Below are 22,431 nucleotides of genomic sequence, written 5' to 3'. Positions count from 1 at the left end.
ATGAATTAATTATTACCAACACACGCATTGAAATGGTCAATAAATGAAATTAGCCAAAAAAATCCTTCTCATCGCCGTTACCTTGGCTGCTATTGTTGCAGTCGCTGTCTATTGGCAATACCGTCAGGTATTGAACTATGCCAAAACGCCTATCAGTATCACACAAGAAAAAATCTTCACAGTTCCTGCAGGAACTGGGCGTGTTGCATTTGAAGGGTTACTTATTGAAGATAAAATTCTTGAAAAAGGGAATGAATTCCAATGGTTGCTCAAACTACGTCCTGAACTGGCTCAGCTAAAAGCGGGAACTTACCGCCTGCAACCGGGAATGAACATTGAACAGCTCCTACAATTAATTGTGAGTGGTAAAGAAGCACAGTTTTCAATCCGTTTTATTGAAGGTAATCGCTTGAGTGATTGGGGTAATATTTTACGAGATGCGCCTTATTTAGAGCATAAAACCACCAACTTAACCCCGACAGAACTGCATGCGCTTATTGGGTTTAACGAGGAAGGTACTTTAGAAGGATGGTTGTATCCTGATACCTATTTATACACAGCGGGAACAACAGATGCTGAAATCCTGAAACGTGCTTATAAACGTATGCAAAACAGCCTTGATGAAGAGTGGAAAGGGCGAGATAGGGATTTACCCTATAAAAATGCCTATGAAATGCTTATTATGGCTTCGATTATTGAAAAAGAAACCGGTGTTGATAGTGAAAGGGCCCAAGTTGCTTCCGTGTTTGTTAACCGCCTAAAGAAAAATATGCGTTTGCAAACCGACCCAACCGTCATCTATGGGTTAGGCGACAAGTATCGCGGTAAAATTTATCGTAGTGATTTAGATAATTATACTCCGTACAATACTTATAAGATTGATGGTTTGCCACCCACACCGATTGCAATGCCAAGCCTTGCATCGTTAAAAGCTGCAGCACATCCAGCTAAAACGGATTACATATTCTTTGTCGCAGATGGTAAAGGTGGGCATACTTTTAGTCGTAATTTAAACGACCACAATCGTGCCGTTAAAGTTTACCGCCAATTTGAACAGCAAAACTGATAAAAATGAAAAACCAATTTATTGTTATTGAAGGTCTTGAAGGCGCTGGTAAAACGACAGCAATCAACACGGTTGTCGATACGTTGAACCAAGCCGGGATCACAGATATTGTATTCACTCGTGAGCCTGGGGGTACCCCACTGGCAGAAAAATTACGCGAGCTAGTAAAGCAAGGCATTGCGGGTGATAAGGTCACTGATAAGGCTGAGTTGCTCATGCTTTATGCTGCCCGTGTACAACTGGTTGAAACAGTGATTCGTCCTGCATTAGCGGCGGGCAAATGGGTGGTCGGTGACCGTCATGATTTATCTTCCCAAGCGTATCAGGGTGGTGGACGTGAAATTGACCGTCATTTGATGCAATCATTACGTGACTTAGTGTTGGGGGATTTCAAACCTTCATTAACGTTATACCTTGATTTACCACCTGAATTAGGTTTGCAGCGAGCAAGGTCTAGAGGTGAATTAGATAGAATTGAAAAAGAGTCGTTAGCATTTTTCGAAAGAACACGCCGCCGTTATCTTGAGTTGGCCGTGGGTGATGAAACGATACTCACTATTGATGCAAGCCAAAACATTGAGCAAGTACAGCATGATATTCGCCAAATGCTGACCGAATGGTTAGCGCGTGCTTGATAAACCACATAAGGTATTAATCCCATGAATTGGTATCCTTGGTTAAATGAACCTTACCGACAAATCATTACTGCGTACCAAAGCGGTCGAGGCCACCACGCGTTACTGCTTCATTCAATGCCGGGAAATGGTGCGCAAGCGCTATGCTATGGAATTAGTCGTTGGCTTATTTGCCAAGAAAGAGACGGGCTAAAAAGCTGTGGACAATGCCACAGTTGCCGTTTGATGCTTGCAGGCAATCATCCTGATTATCATATTCTTGAGGTAGAGAAAGGAAAGTCGACTGTTAGTGTCGATGCGGTTAGGAAATTAATTGAAACCTTGAGTCGCCATGCCCAACAAAGTGGTAATAAAGTGGTGTATATTCCACAAGTTGAGGCATTGACAGATGCGGCAGCTAATGCGTTATTGAAAACATTGGAAGAGCCAGCAAAAGACACTTATTTTTTATTAGGAAGTGATAAACAAGAGGATTTGCTTGCAACTATTCGCAGCCGTTGTCTAAGTCATTTCTTACCTGCACCCGATTTACAAATAGCACTCTATTGGCTGCAAAAGCAAAAACCAGGTATTGCTACTGAAAATGCGATAACGGCATTAAAAATATGCCAAGGTGCACCGGTTTCTGCGCTAGCTTTATTGGACGAACAACGTTGGCAAAAACGTAATGCACTATGTCATAGTTTAAGCCATGCATTGCAAACGGGTGATATGTTGAGTTTGCTGCCTAGTTTGAATATCGATGAGGTGCCTGATGCCTTAAATTGGCTACTCAGCTTATTTACGGATGCCATTAAAATTCAACAAGGTGCGGGGGCTTTTTGCATCAACCAAGATCAGCAGTCTCAAGTCCTACAATTAGCCGGTGCTATGAATCGTACTCAGTTAATAAATATGTATGATAAGTGGTTATATTGCCGTCATCAATTACTGACAGTTCCTGCATTGAATCAGGAACTGATTCTGACAAATCAATTATTACAATGGGAAGCTTCATTGGCTGTCCCTACATTTTAAAAAGAGTTAAATATGTTTGTTGTTGATTCACACTGTCATCTCGACTGTTTAGATTATGAAAAGTTACACACGAATGTCGATGATGTTATCGCAAAGGCCTCGGCTCGTGATGTTCGCTTCATGTTAGCGGTTGCAACGACGTTGCACGGTTTTGAAAGCATGAAGAAAATGATTGGTCTGCGTGACAATATCGCTTTTTCATGTGGTATTCATCCCCTTAATTTAGACGAGGGATATGATTTTGCACGACTAGCGCAATTAGCGGCAGGAAACGAAGTCGTTGCGCTAGGAGAAACTGGGCTGGATTACTATTACCAGCAAGAAAATGCTGCACTACAACAAGAGTCTTTTCGTCAGCACATTCGTATCGGTCGTGAAGTGAATAAACCGGTTATTGTACATACTCGTGCGGCACGAGAAGATACGTTATCTATTTTACGCGAAGAAAACGTGATGGATTGTGGTGGGGTATTACACTGCTTTACTGAAGATAAAGATACGGCAGTGGAACTACTCGATTTGGGCATGTATATCTCATTTTCAGGGATCGTCACATTTCGCAATGCGGAACAAATTAGAGAAGCCGCCCGAGTTGTTCCTTTAGATCGCATTTTAGTCGAAACCGACTCTCCATACTTGGCTCCTGTTCCTCATCGTGGTAGGGAAAACCAACCTGCGTACGTTCGGGATGTTATTGAGTACATGGCCGTGCTGAAGGGCGTTAGTGTTGAGCAGCTTGCTGAAATTACGACGCAAAACTTCAATCGTTTGTTTCATTTAAATGTTGGTACAAATAACGTATAAATTAGTTCACAAGAACGATTAAATGACTAAGGAAATTGAAATGGCAGAAGAAACGATTTTCAGTAAAATTATCCGTCGCGAGATCCCGGCAGATGTGGTTTACCAAGACGAACTTGTCACGGCATTTCGTGACATTTCACCACAAGCACCATCACATATTCTTATCATCCCTAATAAATTAATTCCGACTGTAAATGATGTTACTGCGGATGACGAACTAGCGTTAGGCCGTTTGTTTACTGTAGCGGCTAAAATTGCCAAAGAAGAAGGTATTGCAGAGAATGGTTACCGTTTAATCATGAACTGTAATGAACATTCAGGCCAAGAAGTGTTTCATATCCACATGCATCTAGTGGGTGGTCGCCCATTAGGCCCTCTATTGGCGAAATAATAAGGTATAGGGGTCGACGATGAACCGTATTGCATTACTTGCTTTGGTAACCGTGTTGCTAAGTGGTTGCGTATTTAAAAAGACACAAGGACTGGTTTTTAATGAGCAACAGCGCATCATTATGGAGCCAGCAGTACTTGCACAAGGGGTCATTGTCGAAAACCCAGTGATAGGTAATGAAAATCACCAAACTATCGCCACGATCAATATGAGTAATTCGCAATCTGAAGTGGTCAATATTGCTTATCGTTTATATTGGTATGATAAGCAAGGGTTAAAAGTAGACACTTCAAATATTATGCATCAGCAAATTGCGGCGAATTCTGTTGCGAAAGTTCGTGCCGTGACTTCCTCTCCACGTGCAACAAATGTACGTGTTCATGTATTTTTATCGCCAAAGGCCGGAGAATAATAATGAAACGCATTTTAATGGTTGCTGCCGCGACATTAATTTTGGCTGGCTGCCCTTCATATCCACCTCAACAACCAGGTACACAACCCCCGATAGTGCCCGTCGAGCCTGAAAAACAACCGGAAGTGACTCCGCCACCCGTTGATGTTGTGCCAACTCCACCAAAACAACAAACTATAGATTGGTCAGCTTCCATTACGCCTTTAGTTAATCAAATGGTGAGTGCGGATGGGGTAGAAAGTGGCAAAGTATTGTTAGTTGACTCAGTGAAAAATAATACGAATGGCTCACTGCCTGTGCAGGCTGTGACATCAGTTATGACAACCGCGGTTGAAAATACGAATCGCTTTAAAGTTGTTCCTGCCAGTGTGGTGAGTTCTGCACGTAAAACACTCGGTTTATCACAAGAAGACAGCTTAGTAACCCGTAGCAAAGCGATAGGGTTAGGCCGCTATGTTCAAGCAGAGTATGTGATCTACAGCGTGATGTCAGGCTCCAACAAAGAAAGAAGCCTTGAAATGCAATTGATGGAAGTGCAAACAGGTGAAATTATTTGGACTGGAAAGCACAATATTGAGTAACCCGCAGTCGCTTTTTCGGCTGTTAGCGTTGTGTTTTCCAACAATCTCTGTCCATGATTGGAAAATATCTTCGCTAACAGGGCTATCAGGTGGAAGCTTTTTGTTGCAATGTTCCTTATCTGGTAGTGAAATAAAGCTTATCGCGCGCGCTGATGGAAATGCACAAACTGCTTTGTATGTTGACCGAAAGAAAGAAGCGCGGATATTGCAGCAATTACGCGCTTATTCATTTACACCTAAAGTGATTGGCCGAAATGTGCAATGGTTATTATTAGGGTGGTGTGAAGGACAACACCCTGATAATAATACTTTTCTGTTACCTAGTTTTCAGTGCGAGCTTGCAAATATAGTCACACAATTACATCGCGCTCCACTGCTGGGGTATCATTTACAACTACGCGATGAAATATCACATTATGGCTATTTAATTGATAAAAAAAGGTTTTCGCCTCGCTGGAAAAAATTACATCGTCATTTTACCTCTGATGCATTTCCCAAAACGCTGAAACTGGCTCCTGCCCATATGGATATTCATGCAAAAAATATTGTTCGTACATCAACAGGGCAGTTAATGCTATTGGATTGGGAATATGCAGCCAATACAGATATCGCTTTTTCTTTAGAAACCTATTTTCAATTTAATGGTCTGACTGACATTCAGCGAGATTTTTTCTTAACGCAATATTGTGATATTCACGGTGCTTATCGTGACAAACAGCAATTGGCGAAAAGCTGTCAATCATGGGCACCTTGGGTAAAATATATGACATTAATGTGGTATGAAGTGCAGTGGAATGAAAGCCAGTCATCTGACTTTTTGTTACACTCACAGTCATTAAGACAATATTTTGGTTTATTAGGTTGATGGCTGAAAGCTATCAGAAAACAGTATCGAATTGAGATAATTTGTTTAATAAGTGAGGCATGTTATGGGTCCTATAATGCTAGATGTTCAGGGTTATGAATTGGACAATGAAGAGCGCGAAATATTAGCACACCCATCCGTGGGCGGCTTAATATTATTTACCCGTAACTTTCATGATGCAGCGCAATTACGAGAGCTTGTTCGCCAAATTCGTGACGCATCAAGACACCGGTTGTTGATAGCCGTTGACCAAGAAGGTGGTCGAGTACAGCGTTTTCGTGAAGGTTTCACCGCATTGCCTTCTGCTCAGGCATTTGCCGCGCTCAATAGTGAAATGGATGGCGCCAAGCTTGCTGAAGAGGCGGGCTGGTTAATGGCATCAGAGATGATAGCCATGGATATTGATATTAGTTTCGCACCTGTTCTGGACCTTGGCCATCAAAGTATTGCGATAGGCGAACGCTCATTCCACGAAGATCCTGAAATTGCCATGGTTATGGCGGAGCGTTTTATTAAAGGCATGCGCAGTGCGGGAATGAAAACAACAGGAAAACACTTTCCTGGTCATGGCGCTGTGAAAGCTGACTCACACAAAGAAACACCACGCGATGACCGCACTTTAGAGAAGATCCGTGGTAAAGATATGTTGATATTTAAAGATTTTATTCAACGAGAGCTACTCGATGCGGTTATGCCTGCCCATGTTATTTATACTCAAGCTGATGACCGTCCGGCGAGTGGATCGCCATTTTGGTTAAAATCAGTATTGAGAGAACAACTTGGGTTTCAGGGGGTTATCTTCTCTGATGATTTATCGATGGAAGGTGCGGCGGTTATGGGAAGTTATCCCGAGAGAGCACAGGCTTCATTGAATGCTGGGTGTGACATGATTTTAGTCTGTAATAATCGTGAAGGTGCTGTCAGTGTTTTAGATAATTTACCAAAACAACATGATAGCCAAGCTTCTAAGCTATATCATAGTGGTCGACAATATAGCTTAACAGAATTACAAGCCGTTGGGCGTTGGAAAGAAAGTCATCGTCAACTGGTTGACTTGCATTCACGTTGGCAAGAATATCGCTAATAATTTCAATGATATCTAAAGGGCCAGTATTTTATTTACTGGCCTTTTTTGTATCAATACACATCATAAAGCCCATGATTATGCATAAATAAAATAATAAAATTATTGCCCACAGTAAAAGTTACCCGTAACTTCATTAATAATTGCACAGTTAATCTCAATGTTATTTGAAATTGCTTTAGATAAAATGAATCAATACTTATTTCACTATTAAAAATAATTAGATGATTTTTTATTGAAATAAAAAAATGAAAATATTAATAATTATATTTATTGTTAATTGTATTTTGAGTTTACTTAAAATAAATAACTGGAAATTTGGATTATGGTCTGTTTTTTCATTTAGTTGGAATTATTAAATATGATTATGATACTTTTAATCATGAAATCGATTATCTTCAAAAGTTAAGATAATTTTAAATAAATGAAACATAAGATGAGTTAAAGGGGGGAGGGAATCACTAAGTCATGCTTATCATTTACTCAAATGTTACTTAATTGAAATTGAACGCTAGGGAATAATGCTTTCTTCTATGAGGAATTAAATAAAACATTCATAGATTGGTTATACACCTATCAGCAATATGCATTTATATGTGAAATTTTATTAGGTTATATTTTATTCATAAGTCTTTATATGTATCAAGCTGATTACAAATATCCATTTAAATCTGTGTTTTAACCAGATATAAATGAATTATTTATTAAATCCTATCCAAATGAAAGATTTATACATTAAGAACCCCTTAAGATAAAACGTGACCAATATCACTATTAATGGGTAGTTTAATGCAACCGATGTAACGTGTTGTGACAGCGATCGTTTTAATTGACATAAAATTACGATAGCATTCGTATTATGAAAGATTTATGACAATTTAGAGTGATAAGTAATCAATTAAAAAAAACAGCAATTTAGAAGTTGTATTTTAAGTTAAATATTTAAATTGATTTGAGGTGATTATTTCTCAGGGGCATCTTTTGTCATAAAAAATAGATAAGGAATAGAGTGGTAATTATTTTTTAATGGGTAAGTGTAGCGTCATTGCTTGAATTTTAAGTTAAATAAACGCGTAATGTGAGTAGTGTGTCATTATCGATTAAATAATATATTTATGTAATCCCTATAAGGGATACCTCTATTCATAGAGATAAGTAAACACAAATGCAGACGAATACTGTATTAAATTTTTTAAAAAATGACTTATGTGTTTGAAATGGATGTATCTGTTTGTCTTTAAGTGAAATTATTTTATTAAGCTAAAAATAAAAATGGTGTTTTGTTGTTCATGGAAACATGGCACAGCATAAAATTAATTCAAATAATCATTAACTAGGTTAATTCCAATGAAAGTTAAAAATATTGCGTTATTAATGCTTTCTCCTTGCTATTTAGCTGTAGCAATGGCAAATGCCAGTAACTGGGAAGATTCTATCAAGGAAAATTCATTCATTGCGGATTCGGAGCTAGAGCTGTCAACCCGTAACATGTGGAAATACTTAAAAACAGAAAACCGTTTTGATAAAGACGAAAACCGTTATAGAAAACAAGTAGCGAATGCTTGGGGTCAAAACTTTCAAGCGGATTTCAAATCAGGTTATTTCGCTGACATCATTGGTTTTGACGCTTCCTACTATGGTGGTATCAAGTTAGGCGCAAGTAAAGACTTCGCCTCCCGTGCAATTTTATATAATGATGATGGCCATGCGAAAGGGTACAACAAAATTGGTCAACGTTATGCAAAAGTGAAACTAGACCTTGAGCCAGTGAAATTTAATGCCAAAGCAGGTTGGTTTACACTGAAAAATACGGGTATTTTCACGAATTCACAACGTTTATCATTGAACAGCTATAGCGGTTACTACACGAATACTGCGATCAGTGATTGGAGTTTGGATTTATTATATCTCGATAAAAAAGTTATGCGTCGTGATAGCCCAAATATTGATGCCATGTATTTTACTGATGCTAACGGCGTTCGACACAATGTTAATCATGTCATCACGGGTGGAATTAACTACAATACTAAACCATTGAAAGTTTACTATTTCTATGGTCAAGCCGATGATTTATTCCGTCAGCAAGGTTTAGAAGCGAAATATAAACTAACTTCAGATGTCACTTTAGGTACGCAGATCTATAACCATGAATATGGTAGTGACGGTAAGCGTACTGAGACCGATAAACAAAAAGGTAAGCGTAATTTTGACAAGCGTGCTTGGCACTATGCAGGAACGGCAGAATGGCGCATCCCTGAATCGCCTTGGACGCTAAGCACAGGCTTAACTTACACCCAAGCGAAAAAAGCGAACGGTGTCGGACAATTTGCGCGTAACCCAATTGGTAACACGCGTGGCCGTTTTAACTCTCCAGCTTATGCAGATATCGACTACGTACGTGATGGCGAAACCATGATTGCAATGGCGGCTGAATATCGTATCAGCAAAGAACTGTCTGTTGGTGCCCGTACCAACTATTCAGAATTTAAATATGAAGGTGAAAGATTAAAGCAAGGCCAATTTGGTCTGTTTAGCTATTGGAAACCAACTGAGAATCTATCTGTGTCATTAAGTGGTGGTTTGGGTTGGCACCACCAGCAAGAAAACGACTACACAACGCCAAAATTATATGATGGGCACTCACGTCGTGCACATTCGTTATCTGGATCAATGACAACGACTTACCGTTTTAAAATGTAGTCGATAATTGAAAAAGATTAAAAAAGGTAGGATAAATGAAACATAAAATTGGATTACTCACACTGCTTATCTCTGGTGCACTCTTGGCGGGTTGTGCTCCCAAAAATGCAGATACTGTAAAAGTACAAGTCATAGGTATTAATGATTTCCATGGTGCTTTACAAGCTCCGGGTGATGGTAAATTAGGCGGAATTGAGTCAATTGCAACACTGGTTAATCAATTAAGAGCACAAAACGATAAAACTATCGTGGTTGGCGCTGGTGACTTAGTAGGGGCTAGCCCATTACTGTCATCAATGTTCTATGACGAACCCACAATTGAAGCGCTAAGCGCGATTGGTATGGAAACCAGCGCAGTTGGTAACCATGAGTTTGATAAAGGTAAAGAAGAGCTGCTGAGAAAACAAAACGGTGGCTGTCACCCAACCGCAGGTTGCGTGGGTAAAGATTCCTTTGCGGGTGCTGATTTTAACTACTTAGCAGCTAACGTTATTGTTAAAGAAACAGGTGAAACTCTGTTCCCATCTTACTTTATTAAAGAGTTTGATGGCATTCCAATGGCATTTATTGGTTTAACGTTAGAAGGTACACCTGCTATCGTAACGCCAAGTGGAACGGCAGGGTTAGAATTCAAAAATGAAGTTGAAACTATCAATAACCAAGTTAAGTTATTAAAAGCACAGGGTATTAATAGTATCGGTGTTTTGATCCATGAAGGCGCAACACAACAAGTTGACACTAAAGTTAAAGATATTAACCGTTGTGATAATATCAAAGGCCCAATTGTTGATATCGTTAAACAGTTAGATACTAATGTAGACTTTGTTGTTAGTGGCCATACGCACCAAGCATATAATTGTGAAATCAATGGAATGACAGTAATTTCTGCTCAATCTAATGGGACTTTATTGTCTCAATTAAATATTGAGATTGATAGAAATACGAAAGATATTGTTAGCATCAATGCAAAAAATATCCCCGTTGAAACCAGCCGTTATGAGAAAAACCCTGAGTTAACCACCTTCGTACAAAAATACGAAAAAATTGCCTTACCTATTTCACAGCAAGTGATGGGGTCTTTGACGGCTAATGTGGATAAAAAATTATTGCCAGCAGGGGATTCTACCTTAGGTAAGATTATTGCAGATGGTCAATTATATGCAGCCTCCAGTAAAGAAGCAGGCGGTGCACAAATTGCATTTATGAACAGTGGCGGTATTCGCGCTGACATGAAAGCAGGGGAATTGACTTATGGTGACATTTTCACGGTGCAACCGTTCTCTAATGTGGTTGTCACACAGTCACTGACAGGTGCTCAAATCAAGCAAGCACTTGAGCAACAATGGGATCGTGCTCGTCCGCAAGTTATGCCTGTTTCTAAAGGTTTTTACTACGAGTGGGATGACAGCCGCCCAGTGGGTGACAAAGTTATTCAAAAATCAATGAAATTAAACGGTAAGCCGTTAGACATGAATAAAAGCTATCGTGTTGCTGCAAATGAATTCTTAGCAACTGGTGGTAGCCGTTTCTCTGCCTTTAATCAAGGTAAAGACCGTGTTTATAGCCTTCCAGACAACGAAGCATTAATGCAATACTTTAAAGATAACTCGCCAGTTTCAGTTCCAACTGATGTGCGTATCAAGAAAATTAAATAATAAAATTTAATATTTCATGAAAAACTCTGAGGGTGTTTATCATCCTTGGAGTTTTTTTTGTGCTTTATTTAGAGGTATGTTGAAAATGAGAAGAGGGTAATTGATTATGCGCAACAAATAAAAAATGATAGAATAATGATTCTCATTATCACCATTCTATCTGTGGAATTAAACAATTGATTGATATAAATACCAAAAAGCTGACTCGATTCATTTGGTGGAAAAAATGATTTGACGAATGTGATCGTAGTCATAATAATCAACTAAATTGATGTGAATCAATATTTGGTATTACCAATAGACCACTCATGATATTCTAGTTGGTATGGAAGGAGCTGTGGCTAATTATTGTTATATAAGGCTTTTCTAGATGTGAAGCCTTAAATAACATTAATATATTTTGTTTCGAGGGATTTATGACCTTATCTCAACCCAAAATCATCGTTGTAGGCGGCGGTGCTGGTGGATTAGAACTGGCAACACGTTTAGGCCGTAAGTTGGGCCGTAAGAAACGTGCACAAATTACGTTGGTTGACCGCAACCCGAGTCATTTATGGAAACCGCTATTGCATGAAGTTGCGACAGGTTCTTTAGATGATGGCGTCGATGCGATAAGCTATCTGGCTCATGCTCGCCATAATGCGTTCAATTTCCAACTGGGTTCACTAACGAATATTGACCGTGAAAATAAAACAGTCGTTCTCGGTGAACTTTATGATAAGCATGGTGAATTATTAGTTCCTTTGCGTGAGCTTGAGTACGATATTTTAGTCATGGCATTAGGCAGTACTTCGAATGATTTTGGTACACCGGGTGTTAAAGAACATTGTATTTTCCTAGATAACCCACACCAAGCGCATCGTTTTCACGATGAAATGTTAAATCTATTTTTACGTTATTCAGTACGCGATAACGCAGAAGAGAGCGTTAATATTGCCATTGTTGGGGGGGGAGCTACGGGGGTTGAGTTATCTGCTGAACTCTATAATGCGGTTGAGCAATTAACCAGTTATGGTTTTAAAGGGTTAGACACAGATGCACTGAATGTCACATTAGTTGAAGCAGGCGAGCGTATCCTACCCGCTTTACCTCCGCGAATTTCAAGTGCTGCGCACCAAGAACTTAATAAGCTAGGTGTAAATGTATTGACGAAAACTATGGTAACCAGTGCTGATGCAGATGGTTTGAATACGAAAGAAGATGGTAAAATTCATGCAGACCTAATGGTTTGGGCAGCGGGGATTAAAGCACCTGATTTCATGAAAGATATCGCTGGATTAGAAACAAACCGTATTAACCAATTGGTAGTAAAGCCGACATTGCAAACGTCTCGTGATGATATGATTTTTGCTATTGGCGATTGCGCATCTTGTGCTAAGCCAGAAGGGGGCTTTGTTCCTCCAAGAGCACAGTCAGCCCACCAAATGGCCAGCCTTTGTTATGACAATATTGTTGCTTTAATGAAAGGCAAACCTTTAAAAGAGTATGTATATAAAGACCATGGCTCATTAGTTTCACTATCTCGATTTAGTACAGTTGGTAGCTTAATGGGGAATTTAATGCGTGGGGATATGATGGTAGAAGGGCGAATTGCGCGTTTTGTATACATTTCTTTATATCGTATGCACCAAATTGCATTACATGGTTACATTAAGACAGGGCTAATGATGCTTGTTGGCAGTATTAACAGAATTATTCGACCAAAGTTAAAACTGCATTAATCTACGAGTAGTTACTGGTTTAATTTGGTTTGATGATCGCCATGCACCTGTGTATTTATATAACAGGTGCATGTTTTTTTGTATTTTATAATGATAAATAGGTATGCTAATAAAGTATATTAACTGAATCTGTCAAGGTTTATTTATGTTAAATATTACTTGGAAAAACTATTTAGATCAAATTTAAGAGATTGAATATCGATTATATTGCCACTATTACTTATATATTCTATTTAAATGAAATTAAAACCTACAAATTAATATATATTGAGTCAATATAATTTAGCTTACCTTAAGTTTAAAATAATTTAAGTATAAATGTATTTATATAACGAAAAGTTATCATGGAAATCACTCCATCTATCTTATTGATTATTAATTATAAAATAACGCATTCAATTGAGGTGATATGTGAAGTTGCACTAATGGTGAAACTTATGGTTTCTAATACAGTTATAATAAATATTTGTTTTGATGATAAATTAAGATAATTCCAAAAAACAATACAAATAGTACGTAATTATCGAATTATTTTAGATTGTGGTTACAATAGATGCGGCATATTTTAATAAGGGTTAATACAATGAAGCTAAAATTTAAGTTGTTATTAGCAACTGTAGTGGTATTCGTTATTGTATTGCTCGTGACTTTATTCAACCAAGAACCTGAAACGAAATTGGCGACAGTGTTATCTGTCGAGCCGATCAAAGCTAATCGCCTTGTTGAGTACCAAAATTGTACAGTAACAGGAGTCTTAGGCACGTTTAACCAACAATCCCTTTCTCGGTTTCATCCTGCACAAAGCGAATGCAAAATGATTTTCATGATTGAAGCATTACAAGGGAAAGGCTTTCCATCTCTGTTTGATATGCAAAATCAAACCTGTGTTAACACACAAAAAATGGAATTAGTTATTGTTGGATATGACGTCGTTTACCAAATTGATAAAAGCATTGGGAAAGTTAGAACATCCTATGAACCATCAATGTTTATTCCTTTGGATGACAAAGGGCGCTTAGTGCTAACATCATCTAATTCAGTGTGTGAAACCATGCGCAGTGATATAAAAGAATTATTACCATTTTATTGTTTGCAACAAAATGAATTGTCAATCACCAGAAACTCATCAACAATCTTAGAACTGCAACCGAACAAAAATACATTTGGCTTTATGGAATAATAATTATATAAAAATTATAGAGATAAAAGGCTACACGAAAGTAGCCTTTTATCATTTTATAGCTTTAAACCTAGATAATTTGGTGTTCTTCAAATCCGATAAGTAACTGCTTAATAAATTCTAGTCGAGAGGCTCGTTCTGTTAAATCGTGGAAAAATTTTAGTCGAACAGGGCCATCTAACCGATAAGTTTGTGGCTGGTTTTGTAATAAGCTGATTAAGAAACTTGGATCGACTTTATTTTTATCACCAAATTCAATAAAACCACCTTTTTCATGGGCTTCAATACGTTTAATACCAAGGGATTGCGCTTGTAATCGAATAGCTGCGTTAGCTAACAGGAATTTACCTGCGTCAGGTAAGCTGCCAAAGCGGTCGATTAGCTCTGTACGCAATTCGTCGAGCTCCTGACTATTTTTAGCACTGGCTATTCGTTTATAGAAAGATAAGCGAATGTTCACATCGTGAATATAGTCGTCTGGCAGCAGAACAGGCATGCGTAATTCAACTTCGGTTTGTTGGCTAGTTAAATCTTCTAATGAAGGCTCGCGCCCCTCTTTTAGCGCATCAACAGCACTTTCTAGCAGTTCCATATAGAGGGTAAAACCAATCGTGGTCATTTGGCCACTTTGATCTTCACCAAGTAATTCACCTGCACCGCGAATTTCTAAATCGTGAGTTGCTAGAGCAAACCCCGCACCTAAATCCTCCAGTGAAGAAAGGGCTTCAAGGCGTTTATGAGCATCAGTGGTCATCGCTTTTGGATGTGGTGTGAGCAAGTATGCATAAGCTTGGTGGTGAGAACGTCCTACTCGGCCACGCAGTTGATGGAGTTGAGCTAACCCGAAATGGTCAGCACGCTCAATAATAATAGTATTCGCTGTTGGTATATCAATACCCGTTTCAATAATTGTAGTGCATATCAATACATTAAAACGTTGATGGTGGAAATCCGTCATAACGCGCTCTAATTCACGTTCACGCATTTGACCATGGCCAACAACAAAGCGTGCCTCAGGAACTAACTCTTCAAGGCGTGCCTTTGCCTTTTCAATGTTTTCAACATCATTGTAAAGGTAATAAACTTGGCCGCCACGTAAAGTTTCTCGTAAAATTGCTTCACGGACAACTAAGTCATCATATTGGCGAACAAAGGTTTTCACAGCCAAACGGCGAGCTGGTGGTGTGGCGATAATCGATAAATCACGCATGCCACTCATGGCCATGTTAAGAGTACGAGGGATCGGTGTGGCTGTCAGTGTTAGGATATCAACGTCTGCACGCATAGCTTTGATACGTTCTTTATGGCGGACACCAAAGCGGTGCTCTTCATCGACGACGAGTAAGCCTAGATCTTTCCATACTAAGTCACTTTGCAGTAACTTATGGGTACCAATTAGAATATCAACTTTACCTTCAGCAGTTTGTGCAATAATTTGTTGTTGCTCTTTCGCTGTTTTAAAGCGTGATAACATTTCGATGCGGACAGGCCAGTTAGCAAACCTATCTTTAAAATTATCGTAATGCTGTTGGGCAAGTAGTGTCGTGGGCACTAAAACGGCAACTTGCTTGTTATTATTAATAGCCAAGAATGCGGCTCGCATTGCCACTTCGGTTTTACCAAAGCCTACATCGCCACAAACCAATCGGTCCATAGCTAAGGGTTGGCACATATCGCTGAGAACGGCATTGATAGCGACTTCTTGGTCAGGTGTCGTTTCGAAAGGAAAGCCTTGGCAAAATTCTTGGTATTGTTGTTTATCATGCTTGAAAGCAAAGCCCGCTTTAGCTGCACGTTGTGCATAGATATCAAGAAGTTCAGCCGCAACATCGCGCACTTTTTCTGCGGCTTTTTGACGGGCTCGCCCCCAGCTATCACTACCTAATTTATGCAATGGGGCGTTTTCATCAGCGCCACCCGCATAACGGCTAATTAAATGGAGTGAAGAAACTGGAACATACAGTTTATCATTGCCTGCATAGGTTAAAATTAAATATTCAGCTTTAATACCACCCGCTTCTAAGGTAATCAAACCTTGGTAACGACCTACACCGTGTTCAATATGAACAACGGGTTGCCCAGGGCGCAATTCAGCTAAATTGCGAATGAGGGTATCTGTATTAATGGTGCGGCGATTATCTGTTCGGCGGCGAACAATTCGCTCCCCAAGTAAATCACTTTCGCAAATTAATGCCCTATGGATATCGGATTGAATAAAGCCATGCTCAGCGGCCCCAATCGTGATGGCAAATCGGCTGTCAGTAGGGTGAGTATAGCTTTGAATAATATCAGGCCGAATTTTTAAACGTGCTAAGAGCTCGGTAACAGTTTCACGCCGGCCTTCACTTTCCACAGAAAAGACGATAGTTCCATCAAACTGTTCAGTAAACTGCCGCAATTTTTCGAGCGGTGTTTTACTTTGCCCCTGTGTGCTGATATCCGGTAATGGCAGGTAATCTAAATTGGTATTTGCCGCTTTTTTGGGCAGAGACTCGGGTGATAATTGAATACGAGGCCATTTTTTTAACGATTGATTCAGTTGTTCAACAGTTAGCCATAGCTCTGAAGGTGCGAGCAATGGGCGCATTGGGTCGACACCACGGCTTTCATACCGCTGCTGAGTATCAACCTGAAAGCGTTCAGCCGCTTCTTGTAAGCTCTGCGAAACAATTAAACTTGATGGTGGTAAATACTCAAATAACGATGGCAGTGGCTGCGCGAAGAATAAAGGCTGCCAATACTCTATACCTGTTGGTAAGGTATTCTTACTGACCTGCTGGTAAATATGTTCTGGATCACGGCGAACTTCAAAGCGCTCGCGCCATTGGCTGCGAAAACGTTCAATAGCGTCTTTATCGGTCGGAAATTCATGAGCTGGCAGTAAATTAATTTGTTCTACTTCTTCGAGTGTTCTTTGCGAGTCAACGTCAAAAGTTCGCAAGCTATCAATTTCATCATCGAAGAAATCAATACGAAATGGCAATGAACTTCCCATAGGAAATAAATCGAGTAAAGCGCCACGTGTGGCATATTCACCATGTTCTAAAACTTGTTCTACATGGCGATAACCAGCGTTATCGAGTTCATTACGTAAGTTATCTCGGGAAAGTTTGTCACCTTTTGCCATCACTAAGGCATGGCTGGTTAAAAAGTCAGCAGGACAGACTTTTTGCATCAGTGTATTGACGGGAAGAATTAACGCGCCTTTTTGTAAACTGGATAAGCGGTACAGTGTCGATAAACGATGAGAAATAATTTCCTGATGGGGAGAGAAATTGTCATATGGCAATGTTTCCCAGTCAGAAAGTGTCTCTATAGGGTGTTTTGTAAACTGTTGAATTTCATCTCTTAAACGTAATGCATTTTGCATATCACGTGTCACGATGATAACAGGCCCTTGATGACGTTGTATTATTTCTCCACATTCAAGTGCACCAGCCGCCCCGATAAGGCAACCTAAATGGCGAACATCGCCACTACGACTAGGGAGTTCATAACGAAATTTTGACAACATAGAAATCTTCGGTATCTCACAGCGGTTAGTAAGCAGTTAAACAAGAGTTAGCACAAATATAGCCAATTTTTGTACGAAAAATAGTTAAGTTAATTAATGGATAGTTAAACTACAAAATTCGTAACAAAACAATCAGTTTTAACTCGTAATTCGTCTGAAAGTCAGACAAAAAGGCATTCAAAACAGAAAAAAAACCATCGAGTGGTTCCATTCATCAATCGTACCCTTTATTATCGCTGAACACTTCGCTTTGGCAACAGGGGCATCATAGATTTCATGCACCAATCTGTCTCATTATTTATAGGCCTACGTTATTTACGTGGGCGTGCTGCGGATAAATTTGGGCGTTTCGTTTCCAGTTTATCTGCTATTGGTATCACACTGGGGGTGGCGGCATTGATAACCGTCACTTCAGTGATGAATGGGTTCGAGCGATCTTTACAAGATAGCATACTTGCTTATATGCCGCAGGCAATTTTAACATCTGCCTCTGGAAATATAGACCCAGCAAAGTATCCAATAACTGGTCTACAACATTTAAACGGTGTCAGCCATATCGCACCTATTGTGCAATCTGACGTGGTATTACAAAGCCGAACCAATGTTGGCGTTGGCGTCATGGGGGGGATTGAACCTGAAGAACCTTCTCTGTTATTGGATAAACTGGTTGTTGGGCAACGCAGTGACCTTAAAGAAGGCAGTTATAATGTTTTTCTGGGGAATAAACTTGCAGAAACGCTCGGGGTAAAACGTGGTGATGAAGTTCGCTTAATTATACCTGGGGTGAGTCAACTAACACCAATGGGGCGCATTCCTAGCCAGCGCCTATTTACTGTGGCGGGTATTTTCCAAACAAATGGGGAAGCGGATACAAGTGAACTTGTCGTAGCACAACAAGATGCCGCACGCATGTTACGTTATCCTACAGGGCATATTACTGGGTGGCGTTTATATTTGGATGAGCCCCTAAAGGTTGATGTTCTAAGTCAGCAAGCGTTGCCGAATGGCTTAGTATGGAAAGATTGGCGAGAGCGTAAAGGGGAGTTTTTCCAAGCCGTTCGCATGGAAAAAAATATGATGGGCTTATTGCTCAGTTTAATTATTGCGGTGGCGGCATTCAACATTATTACTTCACTATCATTGTTAGTGATGGAAAAACAAGGTGAAGTCGCTATTTTAAAAACCCTTGGCCTCAAACGTTGGCGAATTTTAATGATTTTTATGATCCAAGGCGCTGGAGCGGGGGTGATTGGTTCACTCATTGGCACAATATTAGGTACGATACTTTCTAGCCAACTGAATGTCATTATGCCGCTGATTGGTTTATTACCAAAAGGTGTCTCTTTACCGATTGTGCTTGATTACTCTGGTATTTTAATTATTGCACTTAGTGCAATGCTGATTTCTCTGCTGGCAACGCTTTATCCTTCTTGGCGTGCAGCAGCGGTTCAACCTGCTGAGGCGTTACGTTATGAATAAACAACCACTTCTGGTCTGTGAAAATTTAAGTAAAACATATCAGGAAGGGACATTGTCGACGCAAGTGTTGAAAAATGTCAGTTTTTCCATGGGGCTGGGGGAAATGATGGCCATCGTGGGAAGTTCTGGTTCGGGTAAAAGTACCTTATTACATTTACTGGGTGGGTTAGATACTCCTTCAGAAGGGAATGTTATCTTTCGTGGCCAGCATATTAATCAATTATCTTCAGATGAGCGAGCTGCTATTCGTAATAAAGATTTAGGTTTTATTTATCAATTTCATCACCTTTTACCGGATTTTACCGCCCTTGAAAATGTGGCGATGCCTTTATTAATTGGTGGTATTGCGAAAGAAACTGCATTTTCGAAAGCCACTGAAATGCTAGAAGCAGTTGGACTAGCGCATCGGGCGGGGCATCGTCCTTCTGAATTATCAGGAGGGGAGCGCCAGCGTGTTGCTATTGCAAGGGCGTTAGTGAATGAGCCTGCACTGGTTTTAGCGGATGAGCCTACAGGTAACCTTGATTTACGTAATGCAGATGCCATTTTTGAATTGTTGGGGGAATTAAACCGAACACAGCGGACTGCATTTTTAGTGGTCACCCATGATATGACACTGGCTCGCCGGTTATCTCGCCAATTGGAAATGCGTGATGGGCATTTGCAGCAGGATATTACCTTGGGGGCGCGGTAATGTCTAAGTTGCCTCTTTCACTACTCACAGCGCTGCGTTTCAGCCGTGGTCGCCGCCGAACAGGGATGGTTTCGTTAGTTTCGATAGTTTCAACGTTGGGTATTGTTCTTGGGGTTGCGGTGTTAATTATTGGTTTGAGCGCGATGAATGGCTTTGAACGCGAATTAAATAACCGTGTGTTATCTGTTGTTCCCCATGGGCAAATTTATGCTGTTAAACCACCCTATAAGGATTTGGAGTTTGCTGAACAAGTTATCCGGAAAACGCCAGGGGTTGAAGGCGTTAGCCCTTACATTAACTTTACAGGGTTACTTGAGCGTGGTGCAAATTTAAAAGCAATCCAAGTGATGGGGGTTTCACGAGAAACTCAGCCACAAGTCAGTGCATTACCACAATTCATTCTTAATGATGCTTGGCAGCATTTTGAAGCGGGCAAACAATCGATTATTTTAGGCCAAGGTGTGGCTGATGCATTAAATGTGAAAGTTGGGGATTGGGTGACAATCATGATCCCAAATACCGATGCCAGCTTAAAGATTCAGCAGCCTAAGCGTATTCGTGTACAAGTGACGGGTATTTTTAAGCTTAGTGGCTTGCTTGATCACCAGCTAGCACTCGTTCCTCTCGCTGATGCACAAGAATATCTCGACTATGGTGATGGTGTGACGGGATTTGAAATCAAAGCCACAGACCCATTTATTGCCGATCAAGTCGTTTATGATGCAGGCTTGAAAACTATGCATCATGTTATTGTAAAAAGTTGGATAGGTGATTATGGTTATATGTACAATGATATCCAAATGGTTAGAAGTATCATGTACTTAGCTATGATATTGGTGATTGGCGTTGCGTGTTTTAATATTGTTTCTACTCTTGTTATGGCGGTTAAAGATAAAAGTAGTGATATCGCGGTATTGCGCACCTTAGGGGCAAAAGATAGGCAGATTCGTGCTATTTTCTTATGGTATGGTTTGTTGGGTGGGCTGGTTGGTTCTCTGATTGGTGCTGTACTTGGGGTCGTCATATCTTTAAATTTAACACCAATGATTAAGGTTATAGAGGCTATTGTTGGTCATCCAATTTTATCGGGTGATGTCTATTTTATTGACTTTTTACCTTCTGAATTGCATGTCATGGATGTGGTTTATGTTTTAATTACAACCATTGTATTAAGCTTACTAGCCAGTTGGTATCCTGCTCGCCGAGCGAGTAAGTTAGACCCTGCACGTATTCTCAGTGGGCAATAGTTATTAGGGTTAGAGAGCCAATGATTTTTAGGGTATAAATCCAAAAATTTATTGGCTCTTTATATAATCACTGTGCTGTTAAAAACATTTGTTTATAACTACGAGTTTCTAGCATCGCTTCTGTAAAACCATACTGTTTGGCGGTCGCCATCAACGTTTGATATAAACTATCCAGTAAGTCCTGCTCATCAGTCATAATGGCAAACTCAGCAAACCAGCCGATCCCACTCAAGTGATCAATTGTGATGTGGATATCATTCAGAAAATAAATGCTTCTTATTTTAGTTGTGGTTAAGTAGCAATGATATCCCAATGTCGTTAACATGTTTTGCACATGGTTGCAGTCATCAATATTAATGGCTTTGCATTCAGAAGCTCCAGGGCCTTTGACTATCCACAACTTTATGCCTGATGGCACCATTTCACGTACGCACATACTGACGTTCTTGTCAGCCAGTGGTGAATGTAGGTTTTCATAGAAATAATCTGTCTCTGTATTATTTTCCGTAAATGGCTCAGCTAAATCGGCTCTTATTTTGCGTAAGAAGGTGTCGGGATCCGATAATTGAAATTTAATTTCAGCTTCATATTTACCGACAAAATGTTGGCTCATGTAGAGTTCCTTGGTACTAGTCTTTTAGACTATTGATGGTAACACAAAGCAGAAATCGACGAGGGAGATAAAGATGAAATTAGTGAATAGATAAGTGCCTAGATGTTTAAATTAGGCACTTTGAGTGTAAATTTTACCGTTTATTTCTTGGTCATTTTATCTAGATAGCCCATCACAAATGCAGATAATACAAAGGTTAAATGGATGATGACATACCACATCAGTTTGTCATTTGAGACGCTTTTTAAGTCCATGAAGATTTTTAATAGGTGAATAGAGGAAATTGCCACAATGGAGGCCGCGACTTTATTTTTTAATGATGATGCGTCCATTTTACCTAGCCAGCCTAGTTTTTCACTGCTGTCAGGGATATCCATTTGGGAGACAAAGTTCTCATAACCTGAAAACATTACCATCACCAATAAACCACCGACTAATGCCATATCAATCAATGATAATAGCGTCAAAATTAAGTCTGCTTCAGGAATTGAAAGGATATTTGGCAAAATATGGTATAGCTCTTGAAAGAACTTAATGGTTAAAGCCAATAGTGTCAGTGAAAGCCCAAAATAGATAGGCGCTAAAATCCAACGTGAAGCATACATTGCTCTTTCAAAAAACTTTTCCATGAAATCCCTTGTAGTGGTGAGTTAATAACACAGTAAAATCTGCGAGGCATATTTTAGCGGTAGCGCGAGTGAAGAAGAAAGGTTTTTTTATTGTTTTATCATTGTGGAAGTTTTATGGCGTATTTATGAAATAAAGATGTCATT

General features: G+C 39.7%; 19 protein-coding genes. 16 read left to right on the top strand and 3 right to left on the bottom strand.

Annotation, left to right across the window (positions count from 1 at the left end; all coding sequences use genetic code 11):
• Positions 1–43: 43 nt before the first annotated feature.
• The 13 genes from mltG (at position 44) to umoD (ending at position 14,111) form a co-directional block, all read left to right on the top strand.
• A complete protein-coding gene (gene mltG, locus PR767_RS09000) occupies positions 44–1,066 on the top strand; it encodes an endolytic transglycosylase MltG (protein ID WP_272520188.1) in 1,023 nt (340 codons plus the stop codon).
• Between the two features lie 5 nt (positions 1,067–1,071).
• The gene (gene tmk / locus PR767_RS08995; RefSeq protein ID WP_272520187.1) at positions 1,072–1,701 is read left to right on the top strand and encodes a dTMP kinase; all 630 of its coding nucleotides are present in this window, start codon (positions 1,072–1,074) and stop codon (positions 1,699–1,701) included.
• 24 nt (positions 1,702–1,725) lie between these two features.
• Positions 1,726–2,718 carry a DNA polymerase III subunit delta' gene (gene holB / locus PR767_RS08990; protein ID WP_117162362.1) on the top strand — a complete coding sequence of 331 codons (993 nt, stop codon included), beginning with the start codon at positions 1,726–1,728 and terminating at the stop codon, positions 2,716–2,718.
• A gap of 12 nt (positions 2,719–2,730) precedes the next feature.
• Positions 2,731–3,522: a metal-dependent hydrolase gene (locus PR767_RS08985; RefSeq protein WP_109911601.1), complete on the top strand. Its 792-nt coding sequence runs from the start codon at positions 2,731–2,733 to the stop codon at positions 3,520–3,522.
• 40 nt (positions 3,523–3,562) lie between these two features.
• Positions 3,563–3,913, top strand: a complete 351-nt coding sequence (gene hinT / locus PR767_RS08980) for a purine nucleoside phosphoramidase (protein WP_004911802.1) — start codon at positions 3,563–3,565, stop codon at positions 3,911–3,913.
• 19 nt (positions 3,914–3,932) lie between these two features.
• Positions 3,933–4,325, top strand: coding sequence for a YcfL family protein (locus PR767_RS08975; protein ID WP_004911800.1), 393 nt, complete (start codon positions 3,933–3,935; stop codon positions 4,323–4,325).
• 2 nt (positions 4,326–4,327) lie between these two features.
• Positions 4,328–4,906, top strand: a complete 579-nt coding sequence (gene lpoB, locus PR767_RS08970) for a penicillin-binding protein activator LpoB (RefSeq protein WP_004911798.1) — start codon at positions 4,328–4,330, stop codon at positions 4,904–4,906.
• A complete protein-coding gene (locus PR767_RS08965) occupies positions 4,869–5,771 on the top strand; it encodes a phosphotransferase (protein WP_227024156.1) in 903 nt (300 codons plus the stop codon). The genes lpoB and PR767_RS08965 overlap by 38 nt, the downstream gene beginning before the upstream one ends.
• 64 nt (positions 5,772–5,835) lie before the next feature.
• Positions 5,836–6,855: a beta-N-acetylhexosaminidase gene (nagZ, locus tag PR767_RS08960; protein ID WP_109911603.1), complete on the top strand. Its 1,020-nt coding sequence runs from the start codon at positions 5,836–5,838 to the stop codon at positions 6,853–6,855.
• 1,347 nt (positions 6,856–8,202) lie between these two features.
• Positions 8,203–9,555 (top strand): OprD family outer membrane porin, encoded by a 1,353-nt coding sequence (locus PR767_RS08955; RefSeq protein WP_004911792.1) that lies wholly within the window; start codon positions 8,203–8,205, stop codon positions 9,553–9,555.
• A 35-nt stretch (positions 9,556–9,590) separates the two neighbouring features.
• Positions 9,591–11,210 (top strand): bifunctional metallophosphatase/5'-nucleotidase, encoded by a 1,620-nt coding sequence (locus PR767_RS08950; RefSeq protein ID WP_272520186.1) that lies wholly within the window; start codon positions 9,591–9,593, stop codon positions 11,208–11,210.
• A 416-nt stretch (positions 11,211–11,626) separates the two neighbouring features.
• Positions 11,627–12,931 carry an NAD(P)/FAD-dependent oxidoreductase gene (locus PR767_RS08945; protein WP_004911786.1) on the top strand — a complete coding sequence of 435 codons (1,305 nt, stop codon included), beginning with the start codon at positions 11,627–11,629 and terminating at the stop codon, positions 12,929–12,931.
• 583 nt (positions 12,932–13,514) lie between these two features.
• Positions 13,515–14,111: a UmoD family flagellar biogenesis regulator gene (gene umoD, locus PR767_RS08940; protein WP_272520185.1), complete on the top strand. Its 597-nt coding sequence runs from the start codon at positions 13,515–13,517 to the stop codon at positions 14,109–14,111.
• A 70-nt stretch (positions 14,112–14,181) separates the two neighbouring features.
• Here umoD and mfd read toward each other — a convergent pair whose 3' ends face one another.
• Positions 14,182–17,625: a transcription-repair coupling factor gene (gene mfd / locus PR767_RS08935; RefSeq protein ID WP_272520184.1), complete on the bottom strand. Its 3,444-nt coding sequence runs from the start codon at positions 17,623–17,625 to the stop codon at positions 14,182–14,184.
• A 276-nt stretch (positions 17,626–17,901) separates the two neighbouring features.
• Between mfd and lolC the strand changes: the two genes are divergently transcribed.
• From lolC to lolE, 3 genes are read left to right on the top strand one after another with little or no spacing between them, the layout of a single operon-like run.
• Positions 17,902–19,104, top strand: coding sequence for a lipoprotein-releasing ABC transporter permease subunit LolC (gene lolC / locus PR767_RS08930; protein ID WP_004911780.1), 1,203 nt, complete (start codon positions 17,902–17,904; stop codon positions 19,102–19,104).
• Complete coding sequence (lolD, locus tag PR767_RS08925) at positions 19,097–19,798, top strand: lipoprotein-releasing ABC transporter ATP-binding protein LolD (RefSeq protein WP_004911778.1); 702 nt, start codon at positions 19,097–19,099, stop codon at positions 19,796–19,798. The genes lolC and lolD overlap by 8 nt, the downstream gene beginning before the upstream one ends.
• On the top strand, positions 19,798–21,045 hold the full coding sequence (gene lolE, locus PR767_RS08920) for a lipoprotein-releasing ABC transporter permease subunit LolE (protein ID WP_117162358.1): 1,248 nt from the start codon (positions 19,798–19,800) through the stop codon (positions 21,043–21,045). The genes lolD and lolE overlap by 1 nt, the downstream gene beginning before the upstream one ends.
• Positions 21,046–21,112: 67 nt before the next feature.
• Here the strand turns inward: lolE and PR767_RS08915 are convergent, their stop codons facing one another.
• Together PR767_RS08915 and PR767_RS08910 are read right to left on the bottom strand one after the other, a co-directional pair.
• Entirely contained in the window at positions 21,113–21,658 is a 546-nt protein-coding gene (locus PR767_RS08915; protein WP_272520183.1) for a class IV adenylate cyclase, read from the bottom strand.
• Positions 21,659–21,798: 140 nt separating this feature from the next.
• On the bottom strand, positions 21,799–22,287 hold the full coding sequence (locus PR767_RS08910) for a TIGR00645 family protein (RefSeq protein WP_004911769.1): 489 nt from the start codon (positions 22,285–22,287) through the stop codon (positions 21,799–21,801).
• Positions 22,288–22,431: the final 144 nt, after the last annotated feature.

The organism is Providencia sp. PROV223 (assembly GCF_028479245.1).
Lineage (GTDB): Bacteria > Pseudomonadota > Gammaproteobacteria > Enterobacterales > Enterobacteriaceae > Providencia > Providencia rettgeri.
Note: the sequence above shows the minus strand (reverse complement) of the source record. Positions and strands in the feature narration are given on the sequence as shown.